This is a genomic window from Microbulbifer variabilis (genome assembly GCF_056232115.1).
This window is the reverse complement of sequence record NZ_CP174325.1, coordinates 1241390-1262625: the sequence shown is the minus strand read 5'-3', so window position 1 is coordinate 1262625 and position 21236 is coordinate 1241390. Positions and strand designations below refer to the sequence as shown.

Sequence of the window (21236 nt, the reverse complement as noted above, 5' to 3'; positions counted from 1 at the left end):
CCCTGCTCCACTGGAGTGCTGAGTTTCAGCAAAAAAGCACGATTACATTAGTTTGTGGTGCTTGATGAGTATTATTATTTTTTCTATTCATTTTTTGCTTCAATAACCGGCTTGGCACTGAGCAGTTGAATTTCCCGTTTCAATTCTGAGAACTCCTGGTGCTTGAAAACGGTATTAAAATTTTGAGCCAGAGAACTATCAAGGCGCTGCAGGCTGTCGGCTTGCTTCCAAGGGATGATATACAGCACCTTGGGCTGTTCCTGGCTGCCGATTACCGTGGATTCCAATGTGGTGATTTCTTCGGCACGGGCGGTGAAGCAGGTGCATATTACGGACATTAGAATGATTAATTTATCTCGCATCAGAGTCTACGCTCCAGTTCCAGTATCCAAGCGCCGAGTAATTTGTCTTCTTGTTCTCGACTGCTCTGGGCCAAACGGTATTGCTGTAATGCCTCTTCCGGCCTGTTTAGATAGAGGTCATAGAGAATACCCAGATTGCGGTGCGCATCGCTAAAGTCGGGCCAAAGGTTCAGCGCCTGCAGGTAGCACTGTTCGGCCTCTTCGAAACGGCCAGCGTCGCGTAGTAGTGCAGCCAACTGATTCCAGGCAAATACATTACCGTCATTGACCTCAATCGCCTTGCGAAAGCTATTTTCCGCATTCTCGGCCTGTTCACTTTTCTGCTGTACTATCCCGAGGTTTAGCCAGGGGCCAGAGAGCTCTGGCCAGCGTTCAATGACCTGCTGTAGCTGCTGCACTGCGGTTGAGCTATCTCCGTTGTTAAAGCTCTCGTGTGCCTGAGCCATAGCGACGCTGGCCTCTTTGGGAACCCGCTTGGCATCCGCCAAATAGGGGTTTTCGGTAATTACATGCTCAATTGAGGCGTCCTTCTGTTGAGCATTTTTACCAAGTGGAAGGCTGCCACAGGCGCTGAGTGTCGCCAGAATCAGTAGTGTTGCTGTGAGGCGAAAAATACCACTGGGGCAATTGCGCAAATCAATGCAGTGCATGGCTCCACTCCAGGGTTGCTTCCGGTTTTTTGTAGCGTGCGGGTAACAGTTCGCCGAGTGAGGCAAAACTACGTTTGACCCAGTCGTCGTAAATTCCATCACTGGTGCGCTGAATATTGGCCTGATGCAGCTCTATAGCCTTTTCCTCGAAGGGGAAGGCCTGCTCTTCCAGTAGGATTTCGTACTGCTCCAACTCAAGGTCATTCAGGTTTTTGGGGCGTTGAGATTCCATCAGGTCATGGCTGAGCTGTCGATAAACTTCAGCTAAACGGAAATTGGCCTGGGTGGTGAATTCCGCAATTTCCAGCTCGAGAACCTTGCGATAATCGGCCACGGTGGTTTTCATCGCGCGCTTTTTATTGGCGAGACTGGTTTTTAGCGGCAAGTGCAATTTTAATGAAGCGAATTTTTCATAGCTCTGCTCTGCCAATGCGCTTTGGGAATAAGCGGACAGGTAGCGGCCCCGAGGGGATTTTTCTGAATTTTTTGCTAATTGCTGTAGCCAATAATTCTGTTTATTAGGTTGATTGGTTTGCCCGTACAGTTGCACTAACTGATATTGCGCTTCCAGACGTTGTTCAACAGGCTTTGGCCAGAGCTTGTTGTAGTTACGGTAACTCTCAATGGCACCTTGATGCTCACCTGCTTTTTGCAGGCTTTCCGCCGCGAGGAATAAGGATTGGCGACGTACTTCTCGGTCGGGGTCATTTTGTGCAAGTTGCAGTAATTCGCCGGCCGCAGCGGCAGGCATTTTCAAGGCTTCAAAAATAACTACCGCCTTGGCGGCGAGGGTAGGTGCCAGCTGATGTGCAGGATAGAAACTCCGGAAGTCAGCAAGTTCAGCACTGGCACGCTGCCAGTGCTGTAATTCCATCAGGTAATTGATCGCGTCATACTGGGCGGTGGCTGCAATTTCGCTGCGTCCACTCTCCCTGATTCGCAGCAGGTGGCGCAACGCCTCCTCACTGGGAATTTCTCTGCCATCCTCGGTGAGTGCTGGTTGCGCAAGTGCCAACTCTGCCTGCCGATAGATGGAAAGTTGAAGTTGCTTGCGTGTGTCCTCGCGCAAATGGCTATCCTTAGGCTGTATATTCAGCGCACGGGTATAGGCTTCTTCCGCAGCCATATAATCTTTCATTGAAAAGTGACTGTGAGCCAGGATCATCGCGATATTTAATTGCTGAGCCTTATTCGCTGGTGGCTGCCACTTATCTGCAGCTTGTGCGGCGGCAATAGCCTCGGCAAAACGTGACTGTTGTAGCAGCTTATCTGCGGCAGATAGTTGTACTGGTAAGGCTCTTTTATCCTGCGGCCAGCTCTGGGCAAATTTAAGGCTGGCCTCAATGTTGCGATCCAGCCACAGGATTTTTTGCTCGGCATCCTGCCCCGGTGTTTCTTTATGCACTTGTGCCGAGCTAAGAATGGCTGCATAACCAGCCTCCGCACCATGCTTCTTGTCTTGATATTCCCAGGCTACCTGGCTGTATGCGCGCCAGGCTCCAGCGTAGTCGCCAGCCTGCTCGAGACATTCGGCCATCAGGAAGACCATTGGTGGAGTGCGGGGGTCCTGTGGAAAAGTCTGTGAAAACTGCCGGTAGAGTTCCGCTGCCGCTAGGTAAGCTTTGCGAGACTGAGCTTTTAGCTGCTGTTTTTGTTTACTTTTATTAGCCGGTGCCTTGGTCGCTAACTGAGCAAGTTCCTGCGCGCGCGCGTGGTCAAATTGGGCTAACTCCTCAAGCCAGGGGCGCAGTGACTGTGCCAGGGCTTCGCGCTGACTTGTCTCTGCCTGCTGCCAATATTCACTGCGAATACCATAGCGTTGTACAAACTCCCGCTTGGTTGGAAGCACCTCATCGTGTAAGCCGCCATTTTGCAGTGTTTCAATAGCTTGCAAATGTAATGATGGCGCTTCAGTGCTATTGGGGTAGTGCTTAACAAAAGCCAGATAGGTATCCGCGCTGTTGCGGAATAACTCTTTTTCTCGATACCAATTGCCCAGAGCGCTGTACAGCAGGTGCTGATAACCTCGTGGCTTACCATCGGGATTAAAGGACTCGATAGCTTCGGCACCGCCCAGGTAACTAAAATTCAGGGCCAGGCCACGAAGGCTATCCTCGCGCAGGCGCTTCTGGCCCAGAGGTAACTCTGCTTCGCTGGCACGCTGCTGCAGAATATCCAGAGACTCGAGAAATATCTCCGTGGAACGGCGATAATCGCTGGACTTAAACTCTGACCAGGCGAGCATATAGCGGGCATTATCGGAAAATGGACTTTCGCCCTTCTCCAGCAATGCGCGGAAGTCCCGTGCCGCTGCCGAATACTCCTTGCGATTGAAAGCCGCTTCGCCTCGGCGGAATAAAACCTCCCCCATAAACGGTGACTCAGGTGCGCCCTGGGCGATGCGCTCCAGTGCTTGCAGTGCGCCTGGCATTTCGCCATCCATAGCACGAGCTCGCGCCAGACGATAGAGAATATAGTCGTCTCGGGGGCTCTCTTTGGCGAGTGTCTGGTAGTGCTGCACCGCACTGGCAAAACCGACTGAAACTTCCGGGTTATCCGCCTGATGTTGCTCCAGTCGCTCCATTTCCAGATCGGCCAGGCGCAAACGAATCTGTGCGCGAATCTGCGGGTCTGGCTGGCTGGCCAGTGCTTGTTGATAGCTCTGCACGAGAGTGGCGAGATCAACCGATATCAACTCAGGGGGAGCTGATACAGGTTCTTCAGTGGAAGCAGCCGTGGCCGTGGGCAGATCTGCAAGTGTCAGTGCGGACTGATTGCTGCAGGCGGTACTGATACAGCAGATAGCGGCAGTGAGCAGGCGCAGGGAAAAGCTTCTGGAACCAAACCTATTCACTCTGCCCCCCTTCATTATCGGGCAATAGAGCTTCTGCGGTCTTTTCCTCAGTTATTTTCTCTACTGTGGCTTTGCCTTTTTCGTGAGTATTTTCGCCATCTTGCGTTTCCACCTGAGTATTTTTCTCAGGGTTTTTTGGCGGAGGCTGGCTGGCGGCCTCTAGCATGGAGGCATCCTGTAAGCGCGCGATAGCGAGGCGGGTGTGGGCCTGGTAACTGTGAATCCGCGACTGCTCTCGCTCCAGCTCAGCAATAATATCCCGGCGTAGGGCAGCCTCAACCTTTGAAGCCGTTTTGGCTATGGCTGCGCGTTGGCCGGATAATTGCGCCGCAGTGCTAGCCAGACGCTCTGTTAGCTGGGTCAATTGCGGTGCGCGGCCCACTTCTACAGAGGTTTTACCTAGTTGCTTCTCACCATCGCGTAAGCTGGATTCGAGTAGTTGCAGAGTTTTGCGCTGTTGCCACAAGTGGTGATGATACTGTTCGCTGGCTTGCCATAATAAAATGCCACGGGCTTTAGCCAGGGTCTCGCCCTGGTAGTCGGACCCCTTACCGTTACTGCGCAGTAGTTGATAGCGATGCTCAGCGCCCTGGAGTATCTCCAGCATCTCGAATATCTCACTGTTATTTCCACCCTCCCCGTTGCTGGTAGCTTCGAGCAGAGTCAGTGCGTCACGCTCCCCTTCTATTTGGGCCAGGGCATCGTTGAGATTGCGGTAGTGTTGCTTGGCGATTTGCAGTTGCTGGTCAAACTCTGCGCTCTGGTACTGCCCGATGATGCCGGAGCGCCTTTGGTGACGCTCTTCGATCAATGAATGCAATTGTGGAATTTTTTGTGACCAGTCATTGAGTACCCTATCCATCTGCTGCAGGTCGCGCAGCTCCGACAGGCGCAGTTGGAATTGATCGCTCTGTAAAATGGGTAAGAGAAAATGCTGGTTGTCCCGCAGTAAGGGTGCGGCTTGAGCCAGTTGTAGCCAGCCGTAGCGTTGTGACTGACTAAATTGGCTGGCATCCGCCAGCGGTTCTGAAGACAGCTTCCGCTGTAAGTGCTGCAGCTGCTGCAATGTGCTCTCGAAATATGTGGCTGCATCACTATAGGCGCTTAGGGCTTTATTGCGTTCAGCCTGCTTTTCATAGGCATAGGGCAGGGCGACCCTTGCCTCCCGTGCGGCGGGACTGTGTTGGTATTCTGCCAATAAAAAACGCAGGGCATCTACCCCCTCCTGGTATTGCTCGCTGTTGATCGAAGACCAAGCGAGCCCAAGCAGAGCTTTGGTTGCCCAGGGGGTGTGCAGGCGCACTTGGGAAAATTCAGCTTGGGCCTGGGAAAACTGCTCTGACAATGCCATAGCGTAGCCAGCGCCGATATGCGCTTTGTCCGCGAGTATCAGGATATCCTCTGAGGGTTCATCCTGCTCAGTCGCCAGTGTGCTTGCGAAGCGATATTCCTCGGCGGCGGCAACTAACTCTCCTCTTCGGGCTAAGGCTGCGCCTAGATTGATGTGTCCGAGTAGGCGCTCTGACAGCGGCAGATCGGCTCTTTTAAGGAATTCCTGGGCAGTGGAGATTTCTTCACTGCGCAAGGCCAGGTTAAGGGGAAGGGTGGAGGAATCTATGGCTCCAGACTTTTCCAGATTTTTTGCCGCTAAGGAAAAGTCACCCTGCAAATAGTTCAGCTCTGCCAGCTTCAGCCAGGCAGCCTGGCGAAGTTTGGGATCTGTATTTTGATTGCCGGTATGAAGCTGTAGCTCGAAAAGTTCGGCAGCGTGTCGATGCAGACCAAAACTGAGGCTGATTCCCCCTTCGATCAATGCGGCACTGTCGCGGTGAACTTTAATTGAATCACGTTGCTTGGCGACAAGCAGGGTGCTGAGGGCATCGAAATTATTGCCTTGAAAGTACTCATACAGGGTTGCCCCGTAGGACATATCCTGAGCTTGGCGATACTTTTTGTCTTCGGATTGCGTCTTTTCCTGAGGCGGTATTTCTTCCGAGGTAACTTCGGTCTCGGTGCCATAAGCAGGCAAACTGACACCTAGCAAAGCGACACTGAGGGATATTATGCGGGAGAGGGGCCGGTAGCTCATGGGTAATCAGGGCGTGGGCCATTGAATGAGTTCAAAGTCCGGCTGTTGTTTGCCGGTTTTATCTGAGATGCGCAATTCGATAACAACGGGCTCATCGGTCTTTTCCAACTCTAGAGTCGCGCCCCGCTTATACTCGCGTCCCTCTGGTCCAAGACCGGTGAAGAAAGCGGAAATGGTGTAGTTACCAGATTTTAGGTTGCCTTTGTGTAGGGGTTGGATACCACCGCGTACAAGGGCACTGCGCTGATGATCGGTATACAGGTGGCTAGCTGTGAGTTTATTGTCGATATGTAATTTAACAGCGTCCAACTGAAAATAGTGACCGATATCCACAGAAACATAAAAAGCCACTTGGCTTTGTGCGGGGTAGAGCAGGTCCTCTTCCAGGATTAACAAATCCCGGTTTAACTTAATAACATCGCGCTTTAGATTTTCCAGCTTTTCAGCGGAAAAAGACTCTTGCTGAGCCTGAGACGCTGCGCCTGTGAAGAGAGCGAGTGAGAAAATAAACAACTGGAGAACGCGTCCCATGGAAGGCCTTTCGCTTGCTTTTGGCTTTATTGTGTAATGGGCGCAAATTATGTCAGGGGCGCAGCTATCTGGTGTGATCCCGTTGGCAAATTTTTTACGACGCTGAAACGATTATTGTGGGTTTGCCAGTCCCTGACTGAAGAAAAGACGTTTGTTACTGTCGATAACCACTGCTTCAAATTGGGGCAGGCGATCAATGAGCGCCAGTCCCTTTTTCTTACCCAGGACAAATACGCTAGTGGAAAGTGGATCGGTATCAAAACCCCTTGGGCCGATAATACTGACACTGATTAACTTATCGCTGTCTCCAACTGCTGTATCTGCGGGTTTCCCGGTATTTGGATTGAAAATATGATGAATACGCTCTTGCTGTTCATCGATAAAAAAGCGCTCGTAGTCACCGGAAGTTGAAATGGCAATGTCACGCAGGGGAATTACTGCGGCACTTTTGCTTTTTTCTCGTGGGTGACGAATGCCTACCAGCCAAGGTTCGCCGCGTTTATCGCCTAGCATACGTGCATCGCCACCGGCGCTGACACTGGCACAGCAGACTTCAGCCTGTTCGAGAATTTGAATGGCTTTATCCACAGCATACCCCTTGGCAATTCCACCCAGGTCAATTTTTGTTTCGCTGTGACCAAAGCGCAGGGTTTTGGACTTTTTATTCAAATGTAAGTGGCGGTAGTTCAGCGCCTCGATTAGAGAATCGGTAAGGGCGGAGTCTGCCTGTTTCCCGTTGCGGAAATCATAGTGTTTGCCGAGAGTAGCGTAGCTGATATCAAAGGCTCCATCGGTCAGGTGGCTGAACCAGAGAGACTTATCCACCAGAGAAAGCAGCTCATCGGAAATATTGACCGCTATTCTACCTGCCTCGCGATTGACGAGGGATAGTTCACTTTCTGCTTTGTAAGGTGACAACTGGTTATCCAGACGATGGAATTCCGTCATCACCTCTTCGATCAGGTATTCAGCCTCACTGGCATTCTCGTGCCAGAGCTGAAGGCGGACTTCAGTGCCCATGATTGCACGCTCGGCATAGTGCCACTCGGCCAATACTGGTGCCGCACAAAGGGCGGCACCACCAAACAGGAGAGATCGAATAAAACGCAACATCTCGGCATCACATTATCTTATGGGGGCAAAAGCGGTCAGGCTGTCCATGAGAGTACTGTTACCGAGCCCATGATTGGGGAATAGGCTGGCAAAATTACCTTGTTCACCATGTAGGGCCAGGTAGTTCAACACTACAGTTTCTACCAATAGGTTGACGTTGTTGGCGGCGGGGCTTGAGGACGTTTCCACATCCCCGGAGGAACGCATATAACCCAGCTGCTGGTGCCTTGCCTGCTCATCGGCGCTACCACCGAGTAATTGCGGACGCCCCGCAGGATTGTATACCAGGAAGAAGGAAGCAGCGGTTTGCTGATCGTCTCCGGTCCACACCCCCTTGCCACGACCTTCGACAGAGTCGTCGATCATTCCGTTGGAGAATACCGAACCATCGCTGAAGACATAAATCATCAGTGGCTGGTTGCGACGTGCAGCATACTCCAGGCAGGCGCCAATACAGCGGCCGGCACGCAGGTCGCGCATCTCGCCGGTGGCACGGTCGCCGGTATGGTAGTCGTAGCCACCCATGGTGATAGTGCCGGCACCGGCATAGCCATTCACCACAAGTTTCATTGCTGAGGCAGTTTTTCGGAATTCCCCATCCCCACTCAGTTCAGCGCTGGTAAAAATGCCGGAGGGACCGACAATATCCGGATCGGCTTCGGGGTTCAGATCGGCGGGATTACCGAAGCGGTCCGCCAGATCGGCGCTCTTCATATAACCGCAGCGCACCATGTCCTTGATAATGGCATCGGCCCCCACGCGGGTGTTTACCTTACCCAGCTTGGCATCAGAAATACGGTACATGGATTCCATCACTGCAACCGTGTCTTCCTGGCTGAGCAGTCCCACCAGATCGCCCACATCCACGAGGCCGGTAACATCAGAAGGCCTGTCCACTTTGGTGGGGCGTACCTCTGGATTGATCATTGCCGACGGAGACATGGAGTTACCACCGGAATCACTGGAACGGGAGCCGATCAGGGCCAACAGGGAACCGTTGGCGCCGGCCTGATTGATACCGTACATGGGGTTGTGGGGGTTGTTGCCGGTATCGTTTTCCGAGCGCGCCGGGATTACTGCACCGTTGGTAGCCGCGGCAGTGCCAGAGCCCACTTTTTCCAAAATTCCGCGTAGCAAACCGCTGTCGCTATGGAAGGCGAGGCCCAGGTCGTTGTTAACAAACCCTTCTCCGGCAGAGGGGATCATATCGCCCGGCAGACCCTGCTTGTTGTAGCCGGCCGTGCCGAGAAAATCCATCTGGCCACCCTGTTTGCCTACCAATACATTGGAGCCGGCGATGTTGGCTCCACCGGCGAGGTCGAAACAGATAAACGGGATTTTACCGGCGCCGAAAGCGCTTACATCACAGGGGCCGCCGTTACTCTTGCGCAGGTCTTCCAGATCGGAGGACAGAGCTGCGTGGGCGTTATGCGGGTTGGCAAACATACTGAATACCGAGCCACCTAATACTGTCGCCATGCCCGCGCGGAAGCCCTGGGCTAGAAAATCACGACGGGTTACCGGGCGGTGGTGGTCCGGGTGGCGTAGGGGCTGGTCCAGCTCAAAATATTTTTTCTTGCTCATAGTCTTTCCGGATTTTTTATCCGATGTGCCGGTAAATTATTTTTGAATTTTTAGCAGATTGTTAAAAATTTTCTTTCGACAATCTGGTCTAGGCTGTGATTGATCCTCCCAGGTACAGCGTTTAAAACCGTACCTGGGCGACAGCCCGTTTTTTTAATCAGTGAATCAGGATCATGGCGCTGCCCATGGCGGCTGCGCATACGGCCTTGACCGTGGTCTCGGTCCGCCCCGCTTCACATCCATTGCCACAGGCGGTCATGGTGTTGATCAGGCTGTTTAATTCCGCTTCCACGATGCTTAGATCTGGTGCGCTAGACAGCTGTGAGTGGCTGCCGTCGTGCCAGTTCATTTCGTGGCCCAGCAGGCTCTCCATTAATGGATTAATCACCAGTGCTCGTTTGTCGGCGCTGTCGAAAGCAGTACCAGCGGAAGCGCTAAAATCAAAACCAGGGAAATAGCTGCTGCGCTCATTGGAATCCACCAGGGTGCTGCAGTACTTCACAGCAAGCTGGGTGATACCCATTTGCTGAGCCGCCAGGAATCCGGTGATGTCACTGGAGACTGGAAGCTGGCGCTTCACGGTTTCCCAGGTTTCCATCACATCCGGGTGGGCGCTGGAAATACCGGTAGCGCGAGACAGGCTGGCATTAATCTGCTCGAAGCGGCGCAGGCCAATACGTGGTTGAGCCTCGAGGTCTGCCGGTTCCGGTGGCGCTGCAGGGGTGGGCTCTACACGAGTAAAGCTGGCGTTGCCGATACGCTCAAAAGTGAGAAAGAACTCGTCCGATAGTGGGCCTTTATCAAGGGTGATAATGGTGCCCAATCTGGACAGTTGCTGGCCTTGGAGCGGTACATAGCTATCATCAATTTCTGTGGAGAACTCGGCCCAGGACTGGCCCACTTCCGCTTCGCGACCATTAATACCAATACGCATGCCTTCGATAGCGATACCTTTCGGATCTACGCTTTCGTCCAGGCTGATAAAAGTAGGTTCACTGAACAGATAGGCGTAGTTATCGAACTGCTGAACGGTAAACATCACGTAGCTCTCGGCGATGCCGGTGTGCTCTTCAACTTTAAATAACAGGAAGTATTTCTCTCCCACACCTACTTCATAGTTGGTGGCAACGTCCTCGGCAGAGAGCGCGCGAGAGTGAATTGCCAGCATGCGGATAGAGCCCTGCCAGCTATTTCCGTTACTTACTTCACTACCAACAGCTAGGGCAAAGGTGTCGTCCCAAGTGCTCAAGAGTCCCGCTTCGGTGGGGTCCATCTCCCCGGTATCAGCGCCGTTTACAAAGAGTTTGCGGCCGTTGATCGGGTCAAAAGTGGCGACCACGTGCTGCAAACTCGCCTGTACTTGCTGGTCGGCATCATCAGTCATCAGAGCTGGCATACCGTCCGCATCGGTACTGTCGCTGCGGTTCTGGAATGTGTAACTGTACTGCGCCTGGCCTAGGGTGAAGTTGCGAATATCGTCACCGCCGGAATAGGTCACCAGACGTGCGGGACCTTCCTGGGTTACATTGGCCGGTGCGGCCCAAACCTCAATGGAATATTCGCCGGTGGCGGTGAGGGTTTCGTATAACTTGCGGCTGGTCGCTGTCGCCCCCTGGGCTTTACCACCTTTCAGCTGCAAACCCCAGGACTCAATCCACTCCACATCGCCTGAAAGAGCTAGATCAATAGCCGGGTTTACGCCGGAGGTGTCATAGGCCGTAGTGCCGCTGCCGGTTTTAAATTCGTACAGGGCAATCGCATTATTTTCCACGCGTCCACCACTGCTGGCGACAATGCCATCGGTGAGGCGCAGAGCCTTACTGATAACCCAGTCCTGGTTTACCTGGGTAGGTGCGATGCTGTCCGCAAAGGCTTGGATGGCTGCAGTCATTTCCGCTTCGTTATCGGAGCAGTCATCCCAGCAATTGTGGAATTCACTTCCCAGGCGCACGGAGAAGCGTGAATCCGTAGGGGTATCCAGATTCATCTTGCTCTTTGCTGACTCATAGGCGAGGTCGACATCGGAGCTGGCAAAGTAAGGTTTTTGTGCGAGTGCGGCATCCTCACTGTGGCAGCTGGCACAGTAGTTACGTAATACCGGGTAAACGGTAGTACCGAAGTTACTACTTGAGACCGGGAAGCTCTTGCTCGCGCCCACATCGCGTTCTATAGGAGGGGTTAGTGTGACTGTATTACTGAGGCCGCCGCTGGCTTGGGCCCACTCTTCAATATAATTGGTAATAATTTCAGCGCAGGCGTCGTCGCTGGAAAGCCAACAGTTGTGTCCGCCGCCCACTTTGGTCACCAGGCGCGACTCTTCCGGTAGGCTTAGGTTTACCAGTTCGCGCCCGTCATCGTAGGCTGCATTAATATCGTCACCGCGTACGAAATGAGGGCTCTGTGCACCTTCAATATGGCAACTACCACAGCGATTCTGTGCGACCAGGTTATCCCAGATATAGCGCTTGTACTGATTGACGTCATCAGTTTCAGGTGCTGGCCCTGAATAGTTGACGCCATTATTGGATTGGTTGGTATTTGGCTGTTCCTCTGTGTCCTGGCCACTGCCGCCACTACAAGCGACAACAAATGCCGCTGTGTATAAAAGGGTTGATATTTGCAGGCTCTTTAAAGTTTTCATTGTTATTAGTCCCCCGCGCAATAAACTGCAGCATCGGCGTACACCTGCTTCAGTTTGTAACCGGAGCTGCTGAAATCGTCAGTGATGGATTCTATGCGTGCGCGATCACTGGCATCTTCGGGCTCACGTAAGCACACCTGGCGAAAAACTTTGGTGACTTGGCAGGTGGCGAAAGCACGGCTGTTGGCCAACTCCTCACCGAGAGATTTTGCTCCGTTACCGCTACCGGGGAGGGCGCTACTCCACCCCAGGTGAAGATTGGGCCCCTCACGCCAATAGTTGTCCCAGCGATCGTCGGGAAGCTGGTATCCGTGGGGAAAGTTTGCTGCATTAATATGGTTTTTGGCTTTCACACGACTGCCGGTTTCGGGATCTGTATCCCCTGCGGTGTTGTAGTCGAGTGCTCCGTTATCCCCCTCCGGATCATTGTCCGCATCGTAGACATAATCGTAGTAGGCGAACGCTTGGGCCATAGGGTCCATTCCGCTGTGACAGCTAACGCAGTTGTTCTGGAATACCCGACTGTCACCTCCGGGGCTGCGACTCACATCCTGGCGAACCCGATCTGGTGGACGTGTGCTGTCTTGCACCTGCTCCATATCCCGACACATGTGGTTGAGCATGGTAAAACGGAACATGGCGCGGTTGGTGCCAGCACTAAAAAAGGCTTTTGCTGCGGCGCGACTTGTGATCACCCCTGCGGTGGCATCGGCAGGAAGTCCATTGAGAGAAGACTGGCTCTGTTGTGCGAGATTATCTTTTAGGGAATAACCTCCAGCTTCAAGAGCTTCATAGTGATCGTTATTACTGGTGCTGTAACCCGGCAGTCCGGAAACATTCCCGGTATACAGGATATTTGCCGACAACAATTGGCGAAAATCCATATCGTCCCGCACCATACCGATAACGGTTGCGCTGTAATCGTTTAATGGCGCAAACACATCCTGCTCTTCGTTAGTCCAGGGTGTGGCGAGATTTTTCAGGGTCACATTGTAAAAATCTTCGTGTTGCATGGCTGTATAGGCAGCGCTAGTAGGATTGCCATTAGCAATATCCTCAGCCATATCCAGTAATACACTTTCAGAGGGAATTGTGCCGGTGATACGGCTGTGAATTTGTAGGGCCTGATCCTGGGAAGCGGCGAGAGCGGAGCCACTCCAAAGGCCGGCCCCGATTATTGCGCCTACCACTGTGAGCTGGATCACATGCGCTCGAGACGAATTATTTTTCATTGGATTATTTTATTGATGGGGTCAGTGGGGTATAGCAAGGCATACTAAAAGCGAATTTCAACACTGTCAGAATGACTTTCAATATTTGCGTCCCAGTTGGCAAACTTTTTGTGCGCAACTTGCGAGAATTACCCTTAGCGGTAAAAACCGCACACAAAATAATGTAGGGCCTTCAGCAAATATTACCGGCATATTGCTGGTGCCTATGCCGGGTGGATAAAAAATAATGAAATTTTTGCGTGCAGTGCCACTATTGCTGTTCGTGGCCGCTTGTAGTGGTGGTGGCAACTCCTCAAGTGGTGGAGAACAGGCGGAAGATCCAGTAGTGGTGGATTACCCTATTGCCTTTGTGCGTCGTCAACTTAATAAGGATGATGAAGGGGCTCTGGAGCCAGACAGCGTATACCAACCCCAGGATTTTTTCCCCGGTGCTGAGCTGGTCCTGAAGGATCGCGCTACAGCGAGTGCTGCTGAGACGGTAATTACCGCAGAGATTTTTATCGGCGATTACGATGTTAAAGATTTGAATACCTCCGCCGATGGGCAGCGCCTGATATTCGCAATGCGCGCACCTGAATTGGAGAATGTTGATGACGATGAGCAGCCCACCTGGAATATTTGGTTATATGACCTTGAGACCAAAGAGCTGAAAAGAGTCATACAGTCCGACCTTATTGCTGAGGAAGGGCAGGATGTTGCCCCGGCTTTTCTGCCAGATGGGCGTATTGTATTTTCATCTAGTCGCCAACGTCGTGCCCGCGCTTTGTTATTGGATGATAACAAGCCGCAATTTTCTGCTTTGACAGATGATCAGGATGAGCCTGCTTTTGTTTTACATGTGATGGAGGCAGATGGCAGTGATATTCGTCAGATCTCTTTCAATCAAAGCCACGATCTTAATCCCACAGTACTGAACAATGGGCGTATCCTGTTTAATCGCTGGGATAATGCCGCCGGTGTAGACCGTTTAAGTCTCTATACCATTAAACCAGATGGTAGTGATCTGTCTTTCCATTATGGTTATCACAGCCAGGAAACCGGCACCGAAAATTCTACTGCCACTTTCTCCAGGCCGCGTGAGATGCCAGATGGACGTTTACTGGTAAACCTGCGTTCGCCCGCAGGAATAAGTTACGGCGGCGATCTGGTAGCTATCGATGGGGTAAATTACAGCGAAGCCTACAGTGAAGCCGGTGGTGAGGGTGAGCTGGTTGGCCAGTCCTCTGTCTCATTTGCTGAGGTTGTTACTGATGGGACACTCTCTCCCCATGGCACATTCTCCACAGCTTGGCCTTTCTACGATGGTACCAGCAGACTGTTGGTATCTTGGAGCGAATGTCGCATTGTGGAGGAAGAGACGGAGCTGCTGCGTCCTTGTCCGGAAAGTTTGGAGGGTGAAGAGGAGCTGGTATTAGCTGATCCTCTTTACGGCTTGTGGATCTATGATTATGAGGCCGGTACCCAATTGCCAATTATTGTCGCAGAAGAAGGCATAATGATCTCCGAGGGGGTGACTTTGGAGCCCCGTACAGAGCCAGCTTATATTCCTGACCCAATTCCCGGGGTGGATGTGGATGGCGATCTGGTGCAGGAATCTGTGGGTATTTTGGATATCCGTAGCGTCTACGATTTTGATGGTGAGGATATAGCCGGAATAGAAGTGCTCGCTGATCCGGCTTTGACCAGCGCTGATGAACGTCCCGCGCGTTTCCTGCGTATTGTAAAAGCTGTAGCGATTCCAGATGATGACATTCTGGATTTTGATGGCTCGGCATTTGGTCGTAACCGTAGCCAGGGTATGCGCGAAATCCTGGGGTATACGCCTATCCAACCGGATGGTTCGGTACGAGTCAAAATACCTGCCGATATTCCCTTTGCAATTTCAGTGGTAGATGCCGAGGGCAGGAGAATTTTTGAGCAGCACAATAACTGGTTGCAGTTACGGTCCGGTGAGGTACGCAGCTGTGTGGGCTGCCATACCAGTGAGAGTGAAAATGCTCATGGTCGCGTGGATATGCAGCTGGAATCTGCCTGGAGTGGGGCACCAACCTCTGCGGCGCCTTTCGCTAATACTGAGCCTGCGCTACAAGCGGAAATGGGTGAAACCATGGCGCAGTTATTGGCTCGGGTTATTGGAGAGGCTGGATTAACGGGAGACGTACAGTTTTCTGACGTGTGGACCGATCCAGCAGTTCGTGCCAAAGATACTGATGTTTCTCTGGCTTACGCTGATTTATTGACTGAAATCCCTGCACCGCTGGCCTGCCTGGATAATTGGGATAGCAGTTGTCGTAGTGTTATTCACTACGAACAGCATATCCAGCCAATCTGGGAGCTGCCACGCCAAGTTGTAGATAATGTCGGCACGGTGATTAGTGATAACACCTGTACTGCCTGTCACTCACCAGTAGATGCCGCTGGCGCTACGCGAGTTCCTGCTGCGCAACTGGATCTGACCGCCAGTGCATCCATTGTGAACGATGCTTGGTTTACCTCCTATGCCGAACTGCTGGTTGATAGTCCTATCTTGGATCTTGTCGATGGAATTTTAACTCCGCGGCTGAGACAGGAGACGGATAATCAGGGTAATCCGGTATTTGAAACTGATGAAGATGGCAATTTAATACTTGATGCCAATGGTGATCCTATTCCGGTGATGGTCGTTGTAACAAGTACTTCAGTTCTGGCTGATACTGCAGCAGAAAGTACGTTTTTCACAGTGTTCTCCTCCGGGGGGGCGCACGCAGGTTACTTGCAGCCGGCAGAATTACGCCTGATTGCTGAATGGTTGGATATCGGCGCTCAGTACTATAACGATCCTTTTGCTGCACCGGCTGACTGATCCATGTCCATTATTAAGAAATACTTTTTTATTTTCTCTCTACTATTGGGAGCCAACTTACTTTCAGTTTTCGCGTTTGCAGAAGGGAGTGAAGTGGCGCAAGTGGTCGAGGGTGTGGAGGTGGAAATATCTTCGGGAAAGGTACCTGAGGAATTCCCGGCAGAAGAAGAAAACCCGGAGCCGATAATTCCCGTTGCTATTGATGTGATGGGCGATATACCTGATGACGCTGAACGGGTTACCGTTGGTAATGCGTTTATCAATATTTATCGAGGGCCTGGCCGAGGCTATCCGATTTTTCATGTGGCTGAATATGGTGAAAAAATCTGGCTGCTTAAGCGCCGTACCGACTGGGTAAAAGTATTGGCGTCGCGCAATAAAACCGGTTGGGTAAGAGTTGCGGATCTGCAGGAAATTTATGGTGAGGAGGGTGAGTTGGTACGGGTTCCCCTGCCAGATTTCAGGGATGTGGAAGCGGGTTACTTTTATTTGGGTTTTTCCTACGGCGATTTTGCAGGTGCCAACTCCTTGGGAACAACACTCGGCTACCAGTTTACCTCTAATTTGGCTACTGAATTGCGTGCTACTCAAGCAGTTGGTAAATTTTCTGATAGCCAAGTGTATCAAATGGCAGTACTACACCAGCCGTTCCCACGCTGGCGACTATCTCCTTATTTTTTGCTTGGTGCCGGCCTGAATATCACATCACCCAACGCGACTATTATCGCAACTGAAGATCGCCAGGACACAGTAATGCTGGCGGGCATAGGGATAAAAACTTATCTATCGCGCCGCTTTGCCGTTAAGGCGGAATACACGAATCACTACCTGCTCACCTCGCGGGAAAATAATCAGGAGATAGTCGAGTGGAAACTTGGTTTCGACGTATATCTGTAGGCACAGCAACCCTATCCGCACTATTCAGTGCTCATGCCTGTGTTGCCCAACAAGGTGAGGAAGTTATAACAGATATTGTCTCTCCAGATTTGGAGCGTCGCGAGGTACGTGATGCACTGATAGACAGTGAGAATATTGAACTGGGTGTCTTTGCCGGGGTTATCAATGTAGAAGATTTTGGCTCCAATGCCCTCTATGGCACGTCAGTTTCTTACCATATTACTGAAGATTTCTTTATGGAAGGCACTTATGCGCAGACTGAGTTGGGTGAATCCAGCTTTGAGCGTTTAAGTGGTGCCGCTCCTTTGTTGACCGATGAACAACGGGAGCTGAGCTATTACAACTTTTCTTTAGGTTGGAATATTTTTCAAGGGGAATACTTTATTTCTGATGACTGGGCATTTAATACTGATTTTTATCTGGTGAGTGGTGCCGGTAATACCTCTTTTGCCGATGAAGAGCACTTTACTTATAACTTCGGTGCCGGAGTGCGCTTATTGGCAAATGATTGGTTGGCATTACGCTTTGATGTGCGTGATCACGTATTTGAACACGAATTATTTGGTGAGGCGCAAACTACTCATAACCTGTCTACCCAATTGGGACTTACTGTATTTTTCTGATTGTTTTAAAAATTAACAATAAGGATTTTTTATATGTTACGAATTGTTGCTGTATTTGCGCTGCTTGTATTTTCGACAGGCGCCAGTGCTTCTGAGCCTTCTAAAGACTTTACTTTAGCTTCTAATCAAGGTGCGAACCTGCGTTTGGCGGAGCAGCGTGGTGAGGTGATTATGCTGAATTTTTGGGCATCCTGGTGTGGGCCCTGCCGTCAGGAGATGCCTTTGCTGGACCAGTTGCACGAGCGTTATTCCGCGGCTGGATTCCAAGTCTGGGGTGTAAATGTGGATGCACACCGATCTGATGCAGAGAAGTTATTGGGAAAAATACCGGTGAATTTCCCCATTTTATTCGATAGCACCAGTGAGGTGAGCAAAATGTATGGTATTGACGCTATGCCGAGCACGGTTTTTATAGATCGAGATGGGAATGTTCGTCATATCCATAAAGGCTATCGTGATGGCGATGAAGCGGCATATAAGAAAATCATTAAGGAATTAATCCGGGAGTAATATCATGTTGCGCTACTTGTTGCCGCTGTTGGCGGTATCGCTATTCAGTGGTTGCACAGTAACGCCCTGGGTGGCTCCTTACGAGCGTCAGTACCTGGCGGATCCAATTATGGGTTTTGAGAGAGATCCAGTTGCCGCCAGCTACATGAACCATGTGTATGAAGCCCGGGAAGCGGCTAGGGGAGCGGAAGGTGGTAGTGGAGGCGGATGTGGTTGTAACTAAATTGTTGCGTTATTGCCTTGCTTTAGGGTTAATTTTCCCCGTTTATGCTTCTGCTGCTGTGTTACCTGAGGAGCGAGCTGATAACCTGTATCATGCCTATAGTGGCGGGGGGGTTACCATAGATGGCCCCTCGGTGTTGATTCGTAAAAATATTGGCAACAATGTCTCCTTTTCCGCAAATTACTATGTGGATATGATTTCCGGGGCCTCAATTGATGTTGAGGCAACTGCTAGTGAATATACTGAAAGGCGTGATCAGTACTCTCTCGGGGTGGACTATTTGGTGGATAAAACCACCATTAATTTCGGCTATACCAATAGCTCGGAGAGTGATTATGAGGCGCAAACAGTTGGCTTTGGTATTAGTCAGGGATTCTTTGGAGACTTGAGTACTATTGATCTGCGTGTCAGCTATGGTAGTGATGAAGTATTTCGCAATGATGATGAGTATTTTTCTGATGAAGCCCAACACCGTCGCTATGGGGTGAGCTGGAATCAGATTCTTACACAAAAATTAATTGCTGAATTAAGCGTAGAGACGGTCACCGATGAAGGTTATCTTAATAATCCTTACAGAACGGTGCGTTTTCTTGATCCAACAGTTTCACAGGGATTTAGTTATCAACCTGAAAACTATCCAAGGACCAGAAATAGTGATGCGGCAGCTATTAGGTTAAAATATCGATTACCTTACCGTGCATCAATAAAAGGTGAGTATCGCCGCTATGCGGATAGCTGGGGAATAACTGCGGATAATGTCGAGTTTCGTTACACTCACCCGCTAGAAGAGCAGGATGAATGGATCCTTGAAGGTAAGATACGCTATTACCAGCAAACCAGCGCTGATTTTTATAGCGACTTGTTTCCCTATTCGAATGCTACCAATTTCCGAGCACGTGACAAAGAATTGAGTAACTATACCACGCTAGCACTGGGCGTAGGTGTATCTTATGAATTGCCACAACGCTGGTCCCTGCTAAATCGCAGGAATACTATAAACTTATATTGGGATCATATCCTGTTTGACTACGAGGATTTCCTCGATGTTACGGTGCATGGTGATAGTACGGCTATTACTCCGGGAAGTGAACCTGCCTATAGTTTTTCAGCCAATGTAATCCGCCTGTTCTGGACGGTACGTATCTGATATTAAAGGCCCTCAACTAAGTGTGACATTTAAATAGAGCTTCATCACCATTTAAATGTAATAAGTATGGGGCCTCTTTTTCCATTGATATCATTTTTCTCAATCACTTAAAATTCATATCATATAGCTCAAAGCATATGATTGTTTTTTTCAGGTGCTTTCATACTCTTGGTTTCTTTGCGTTTTGACATTATCTTTTCCTATGCTAAATGTGCCCGCAGGGTAATTCTGGGGCATTATGTGATGTGGACAACAAATTAAAACATAGAGTCAGTTTTGTGGCTTATATGGCGAGAAAGATACCTAGAAAAATTATCTTTATTGGTTCCAGTTCTGTCTATGGAAGAGGAGATTCAGAACTGGGTGGTTTTGTACAGAGATTTCGCCTTCGCTTTGAAGATTTAAACCCCAAGAATCTTGTTTATTCTCTCGGTGTGTTTGGTGAGGCGGTGGCCTCGCTTATTGTTAGAGCTTCCCACGAGCTGCCTCTGAGGAGGCCCCATTTAATTGGAATATATCCCGGGTTCAATGATATCTGCCGGGTAGGAGGAGTAATGGAAGAGACTGCCATAGCTCTGGACTCATATCGCCAAGCTATGTTGCAGCTTTTGCAAACCTCCAAAATGATCGCTCCAACCTTTGTAATGACCGGTATTCCGTTTGATGAACTCCGGACTACGCCCTTTCACAATAGTGATAGCTATTTTTTTAGATCTGATGCCAAGCTTTATACTCAGGTTGTGAGAGAAGTGGCGGCTATAGAAATGATTCCAATATTGGATTTCGATAAATTATGGCGTAACAGGCCACTGTATAAGCTACTTTCTGAGGATGGTCTTCACGCAAACCCCAGCGGTCATCAGTTACTTTATGAGCAAACCTGGGACTTTGTCTGCAAAAATTATCTTTAGCTTTTCTGTCCACTCTTATCTTTTTTAAAGTTCCCATCCTTTTCTACAAGTACTGGATTATATAAGTACTCAATTGCAGTTTTTCTTCGTATGCTAAAAATAGCCGAAGAAAATTATTGAAATACTGTGTGACGATAGTATGGATAGCAATAAAACTACTGATAACCAAGAATCCCTAAATGCTTTATCTTAGGCAATTCAATGTGCTGAAGAGTATTTATCAAAAATTCGTGAAAGGCGGGTCAGTCCTTCTCGTGAAGCTGTAGCCTGGATACATATGGATGGCGCTTTTGCTTTATGAGCGGCGGCTTCTCCTGCTAAAGCTAATTTGACCGCCGATATCGAACTGGCGGATTCATGGGCGGTGTATGGTCACAAGTGGCTGAACACGCCATACGATTGTGGCGTGGCAATTTGTCGTGATGCAGGGGCTGTAAACCGGGTTATGACAACTCAGGCGCCTTACTTACAAGCTGGTACTGAACCACCGCCCAAGGATATGGTACCGGAATCTTTTCGCCGTGCGCGCGGTGTTGAGGTTTGGGCTGCGATCCGGGAGATGGGAAGTAATCGTGTGGGAGATCTGGTTGAGCGCTGCTGTTCCTATGCTCAACATTTGGCACAAGGATTAATGGAAATGGGTTATGAGCTGCTCAATGATGTCGCTTTGAATCAGGTTGTGGCCACAATTGGAGGTGAGGACGACATGCATCGTATCGTGCAAAGAATATAAGATGAGGGAGTATGTTGGTTTGGCACCACAGTCTGGCAGGGAAAATTGGCACTGCGCCTTAGTGTCTCTTCATGGGCAATAAATAAGAGGGATATTGCCTTATCACTGGAGTCCATTCGCGAGGTAACCAGGGAGATTATAGGCGCAAAATGGAACTTCTAATGGAGTTCGCCTGATCTCCCAAAGCGATAAGGAAGCTTATCCCAGCCTGCGGTCTATTCTTATATAAAGAACTATAGCTATAGATAGGAACTGTAGAAATAGATCAACACGATATGGATTTGAGGTTATCTG

The 21236-nt window shown here is 50.3% G+C and carries 17 protein-coding genes; 8 read left to right on the top strand and 9 right to left on the bottom strand.

From position 1 onward, the window contains the following. Positions 1-83: 83 nt before the first annotated feature. The 9 genes from ACJJI7_RS05420 to ACJJI7_RS05380 all read right to left on the bottom strand — a co-directional run bounded on the left by ACJJI7_RS05420 (position 84) and on the right by ACJJI7_RS05380 (position 13056). On the bottom strand, positions 84-362 hold the full coding sequence (locus ACJJI7_RS05420) for a hypothetical protein (protein ID WP_020414159.1): 279 nt from the start codon (positions 360-362) through the stop codon (positions 84-86). After that, positions 362-1012, bottom strand: coding sequence for a tetratricopeptide repeat protein (locus ACJJI7_RS05415; RefSeq protein WP_020414160.1), 651 nt, complete (start codon positions 1010-1012; stop codon positions 362-364). Before ACJJI7_RS05415 ends, ACJJI7_RS05420 begins: the two co-directional genes overlap by 1 nt. Then, positions 999-3866 (bottom strand): tetratricopeptide repeat protein, encoded by a 2868-nt coding sequence (locus ACJJI7_RS05410; protein WP_444902487.1) that lies wholly within the window; start codon positions 3864-3866, stop codon positions 999-1001. The genes ACJJI7_RS05415 and ACJJI7_RS05410 overlap by 14 nt, the downstream gene beginning before the upstream one ends. Further along, positions 3859-5955 carry a hypothetical protein gene (locus ACJJI7_RS05405; protein WP_444902488.1) on the bottom strand — a complete coding sequence of 699 codons (2097 nt, stop codon included), beginning with the start codon at positions 5953-5955 and terminating at the stop codon, positions 3859-3861. The genes ACJJI7_RS05410 and ACJJI7_RS05405 overlap by 8 nt, the downstream gene beginning before the upstream one ends. 6 nt (positions 5956-5961) lie before the next feature. After that, complete coding sequence (locus ACJJI7_RS05400; RefSeq protein ID WP_282952194.1) at positions 5962-6486, bottom strand: AraC family transcriptional regulator; 525 nt, start codon at positions 6484-6486, stop codon at positions 5962-5964. A 111-nt stretch (positions 6487-6597) separates the two neighbouring features. Next, positions 6598-7599: an FAD:protein FMN transferase gene (locus ACJJI7_RS05395; protein WP_020414164.1), complete on the bottom strand. Its 1002-nt coding sequence runs from the start codon at positions 7597-7599 to the stop codon at positions 6598-6600. Positions 7600-7611: 12 nt separating this feature from the next. Then, positions 7612-9183 (bottom strand): hypothetical protein, encoded by a 1572-nt coding sequence (locus ACJJI7_RS05390; RefSeq protein WP_020414165.1) that lies wholly within the window; start codon positions 9181-9183, stop codon positions 7612-7614. 157 nt (positions 9184-9340) lie between these two features. After that, positions 9341-11824, bottom strand: coding sequence for a LamG domain-containing protein (locus ACJJI7_RS05385; protein ID WP_282952195.1), 2484 nt, complete (start codon positions 11822-11824; stop codon positions 9341-9343). Between the two features lie 5 nt (positions 11825-11829). Continuing rightward, positions 11830-13056, bottom strand: coding sequence for a hypothetical protein (locus tag ACJJI7_RS05380; RefSeq protein WP_051089521.1), 1227 nt, complete (start codon positions 13054-13056; stop codon positions 11830-11832). Positions 13057-13282: 226 nt separating this feature from the next. Between ACJJI7_RS05380 and ACJJI7_RS05375 the strand changes: the two genes are divergently transcribed. The 8 genes from ACJJI7_RS05375 to ACJJI7_RS05340 all read left to right on the top strand — a co-directional run bounded on the left by ACJJI7_RS05375 (position 13283) and on the right by ACJJI7_RS05340 (position 20942). Further along, positions 13283-15898 carry an HzsA-related protein gene (locus tag ACJJI7_RS05375; protein WP_353375498.1) on the top strand — a complete coding sequence of 872 codons (2616 nt, stop codon included), beginning with the start codon at positions 13283-13285 and terminating at the stop codon, positions 15896-15898. 3 nt (positions 15899-15901) lie between these two features. Next, the gene (locus tag ACJJI7_RS05370; RefSeq protein WP_444902489.1) at positions 15902-16795 is read left to right on the top strand and encodes an outer membrane beta-barrel protein; all 894 of its coding nucleotides are present in this window, start codon (positions 15902-15904) and stop codon (positions 16793-16795) included. Then, positions 16765-17418 carry an outer membrane beta-barrel domain-containing protein gene (locus tag ACJJI7_RS05365; protein WP_020414170.1) on the top strand — a complete coding sequence of 218 codons (654 nt, stop codon included), beginning with the start codon at positions 16765-16767 and terminating at the stop codon, positions 17416-17418. The genes ACJJI7_RS05370 and ACJJI7_RS05365 overlap by 31 nt, the downstream gene beginning before the upstream one ends. Positions 17419-17451: 33 nt before the next feature. Further along, positions 17452-17928 (top strand): TlpA family protein disulfide reductase, encoded by a 477-nt coding sequence (locus ACJJI7_RS05360; RefSeq protein WP_444902490.1) that lies wholly within the window; start codon positions 17452-17454, stop codon positions 17926-17928. 4 nt (positions 17929-17932) lie between these two features. Beyond that, positions 17933-18151, top strand: a complete 219-nt coding sequence (locus tag ACJJI7_RS05355) for a DUF4266 domain-containing protein (RefSeq protein WP_020414172.1) — start codon at positions 17933-17935, stop codon at positions 18149-18151. Further along, positions 18138-19298 (top strand): DUF3570 domain-containing protein, encoded by a 1161-nt coding sequence (locus tag ACJJI7_RS05350; RefSeq protein WP_353375500.1) that lies wholly within the window; start codon positions 18138-18140, stop codon positions 19296-19298. Before ACJJI7_RS05355 ends, ACJJI7_RS05350 begins: the two co-directional genes overlap by 14 nt. 209 nt (positions 19299-19507) lie before the next feature. After that, complete coding sequence (locus ACJJI7_RS05345) at positions 19508-20209, top strand: GDSL-type esterase/lipase family protein (RefSeq protein ID WP_475717116.1); 702 nt, start codon at positions 19508-19510, stop codon at positions 20207-20209. Between the two features lie 328 nt (positions 20210-20537). Beyond that, on the top strand, positions 20538-20942 hold the full coding sequence (locus tag ACJJI7_RS05340; protein WP_475717115.1) for a pyridoxal-dependent decarboxylase: 405 nt from the start codon (positions 20538-20540) through the stop codon (positions 20940-20942). Positions 20943-21236 lie beyond the last annotated feature (294 nt).

Excerpts from the sequence above, each read along its gene's own strand:
- ACJJI7_RS05420 (WP_020414159.1), bottom strand. The coding sequence starts at position 362 with ATGCGAGATAAATTAATCATTCTAATGTCCGTAATATGCACCTGCTTC.
- ACJJI7_RS05415 (WP_020414160.1), bottom strand. The coding sequence starts at position 1,012 with ATGCACTGCATTGATTTGCGCAATTGCCCCAGTGGTATTTTTCGCCTC.
- ACJJI7_RS05405 (WP_444902488.1), bottom strand. The coding sequence starts at position 5,955 with ATGAGCTACCGGCCCCTCTCCCGCATAATATCCCTCAGTGTCGCTTTG.
- ACJJI7_RS05400 (WP_282952194.1), bottom strand. The coding sequence starts at position 6,486 with ATGGGACGCGTTCTCCAGTTGTTTATTTTCTCACTCGCTCTCTTCACA.
- ACJJI7_RS05395 (WP_020414164.1), bottom strand. The coding sequence starts at position 7,599 with ATGTTGCGTTTTATTCGATCTCTCCTGTTTGGTGGTGCCGCCCTTTGT.
- ACJJI7_RS05390 (WP_020414165.1), bottom strand. The coding sequence starts at position 9,183 with ATGAGCAAGAAAAAATATTTTGAGCTGGACCAGCCCCTACGCCACCCG.
- ACJJI7_RS05385 (WP_282952195.1), bottom strand. The coding sequence starts at position 11,824 with ATGAAAACTTTAAAGAGCCTGCAAATATCAACCCTTTTATACACAGCG.
- ACJJI7_RS05380 (WP_051089521.1), bottom strand. The coding sequence starts at position 13,056 with ATGAAAAATAATTCGTCTCGAGCGCATGTGATCCAGCTCACAGTGGTA.
- ACJJI7_RS05375 (WP_353375498.1), top strand. The coding sequence starts at position 13,283 with ATGAAATTTTTGCGTGCAGTGCCACTATTGCTGTTCGTGGCCGCTTGT.
- ACJJI7_RS05370 (WP_444902489.1), top strand. The coding sequence starts at position 15,902 with ATGTCCATTATTAAGAAATACTTTTTTATTTTCTCTCTACTATTGGGA.
- ACJJI7_RS05360 (WP_444902490.1), top strand. The coding sequence starts at position 17,452 with ATGTTACGAATTGTTGCTGTATTTGCGCTGCTTGTATTTTCGACAGGC.
- ACJJI7_RS05355 (WP_020414172.1), top strand. The coding sequence starts at position 17,933 with ATGTTGCGCTACTTGTTGCCGCTGTTGGCGGTATCGCTATTCAGTGGT.
- ACJJI7_RS05345 (WP_475717116.1), top strand. The coding sequence starts at position 19,508 with ATGTGCCCGCAGGGTAATTCTGGGGCATTATGTGATGTGGACAACAAA.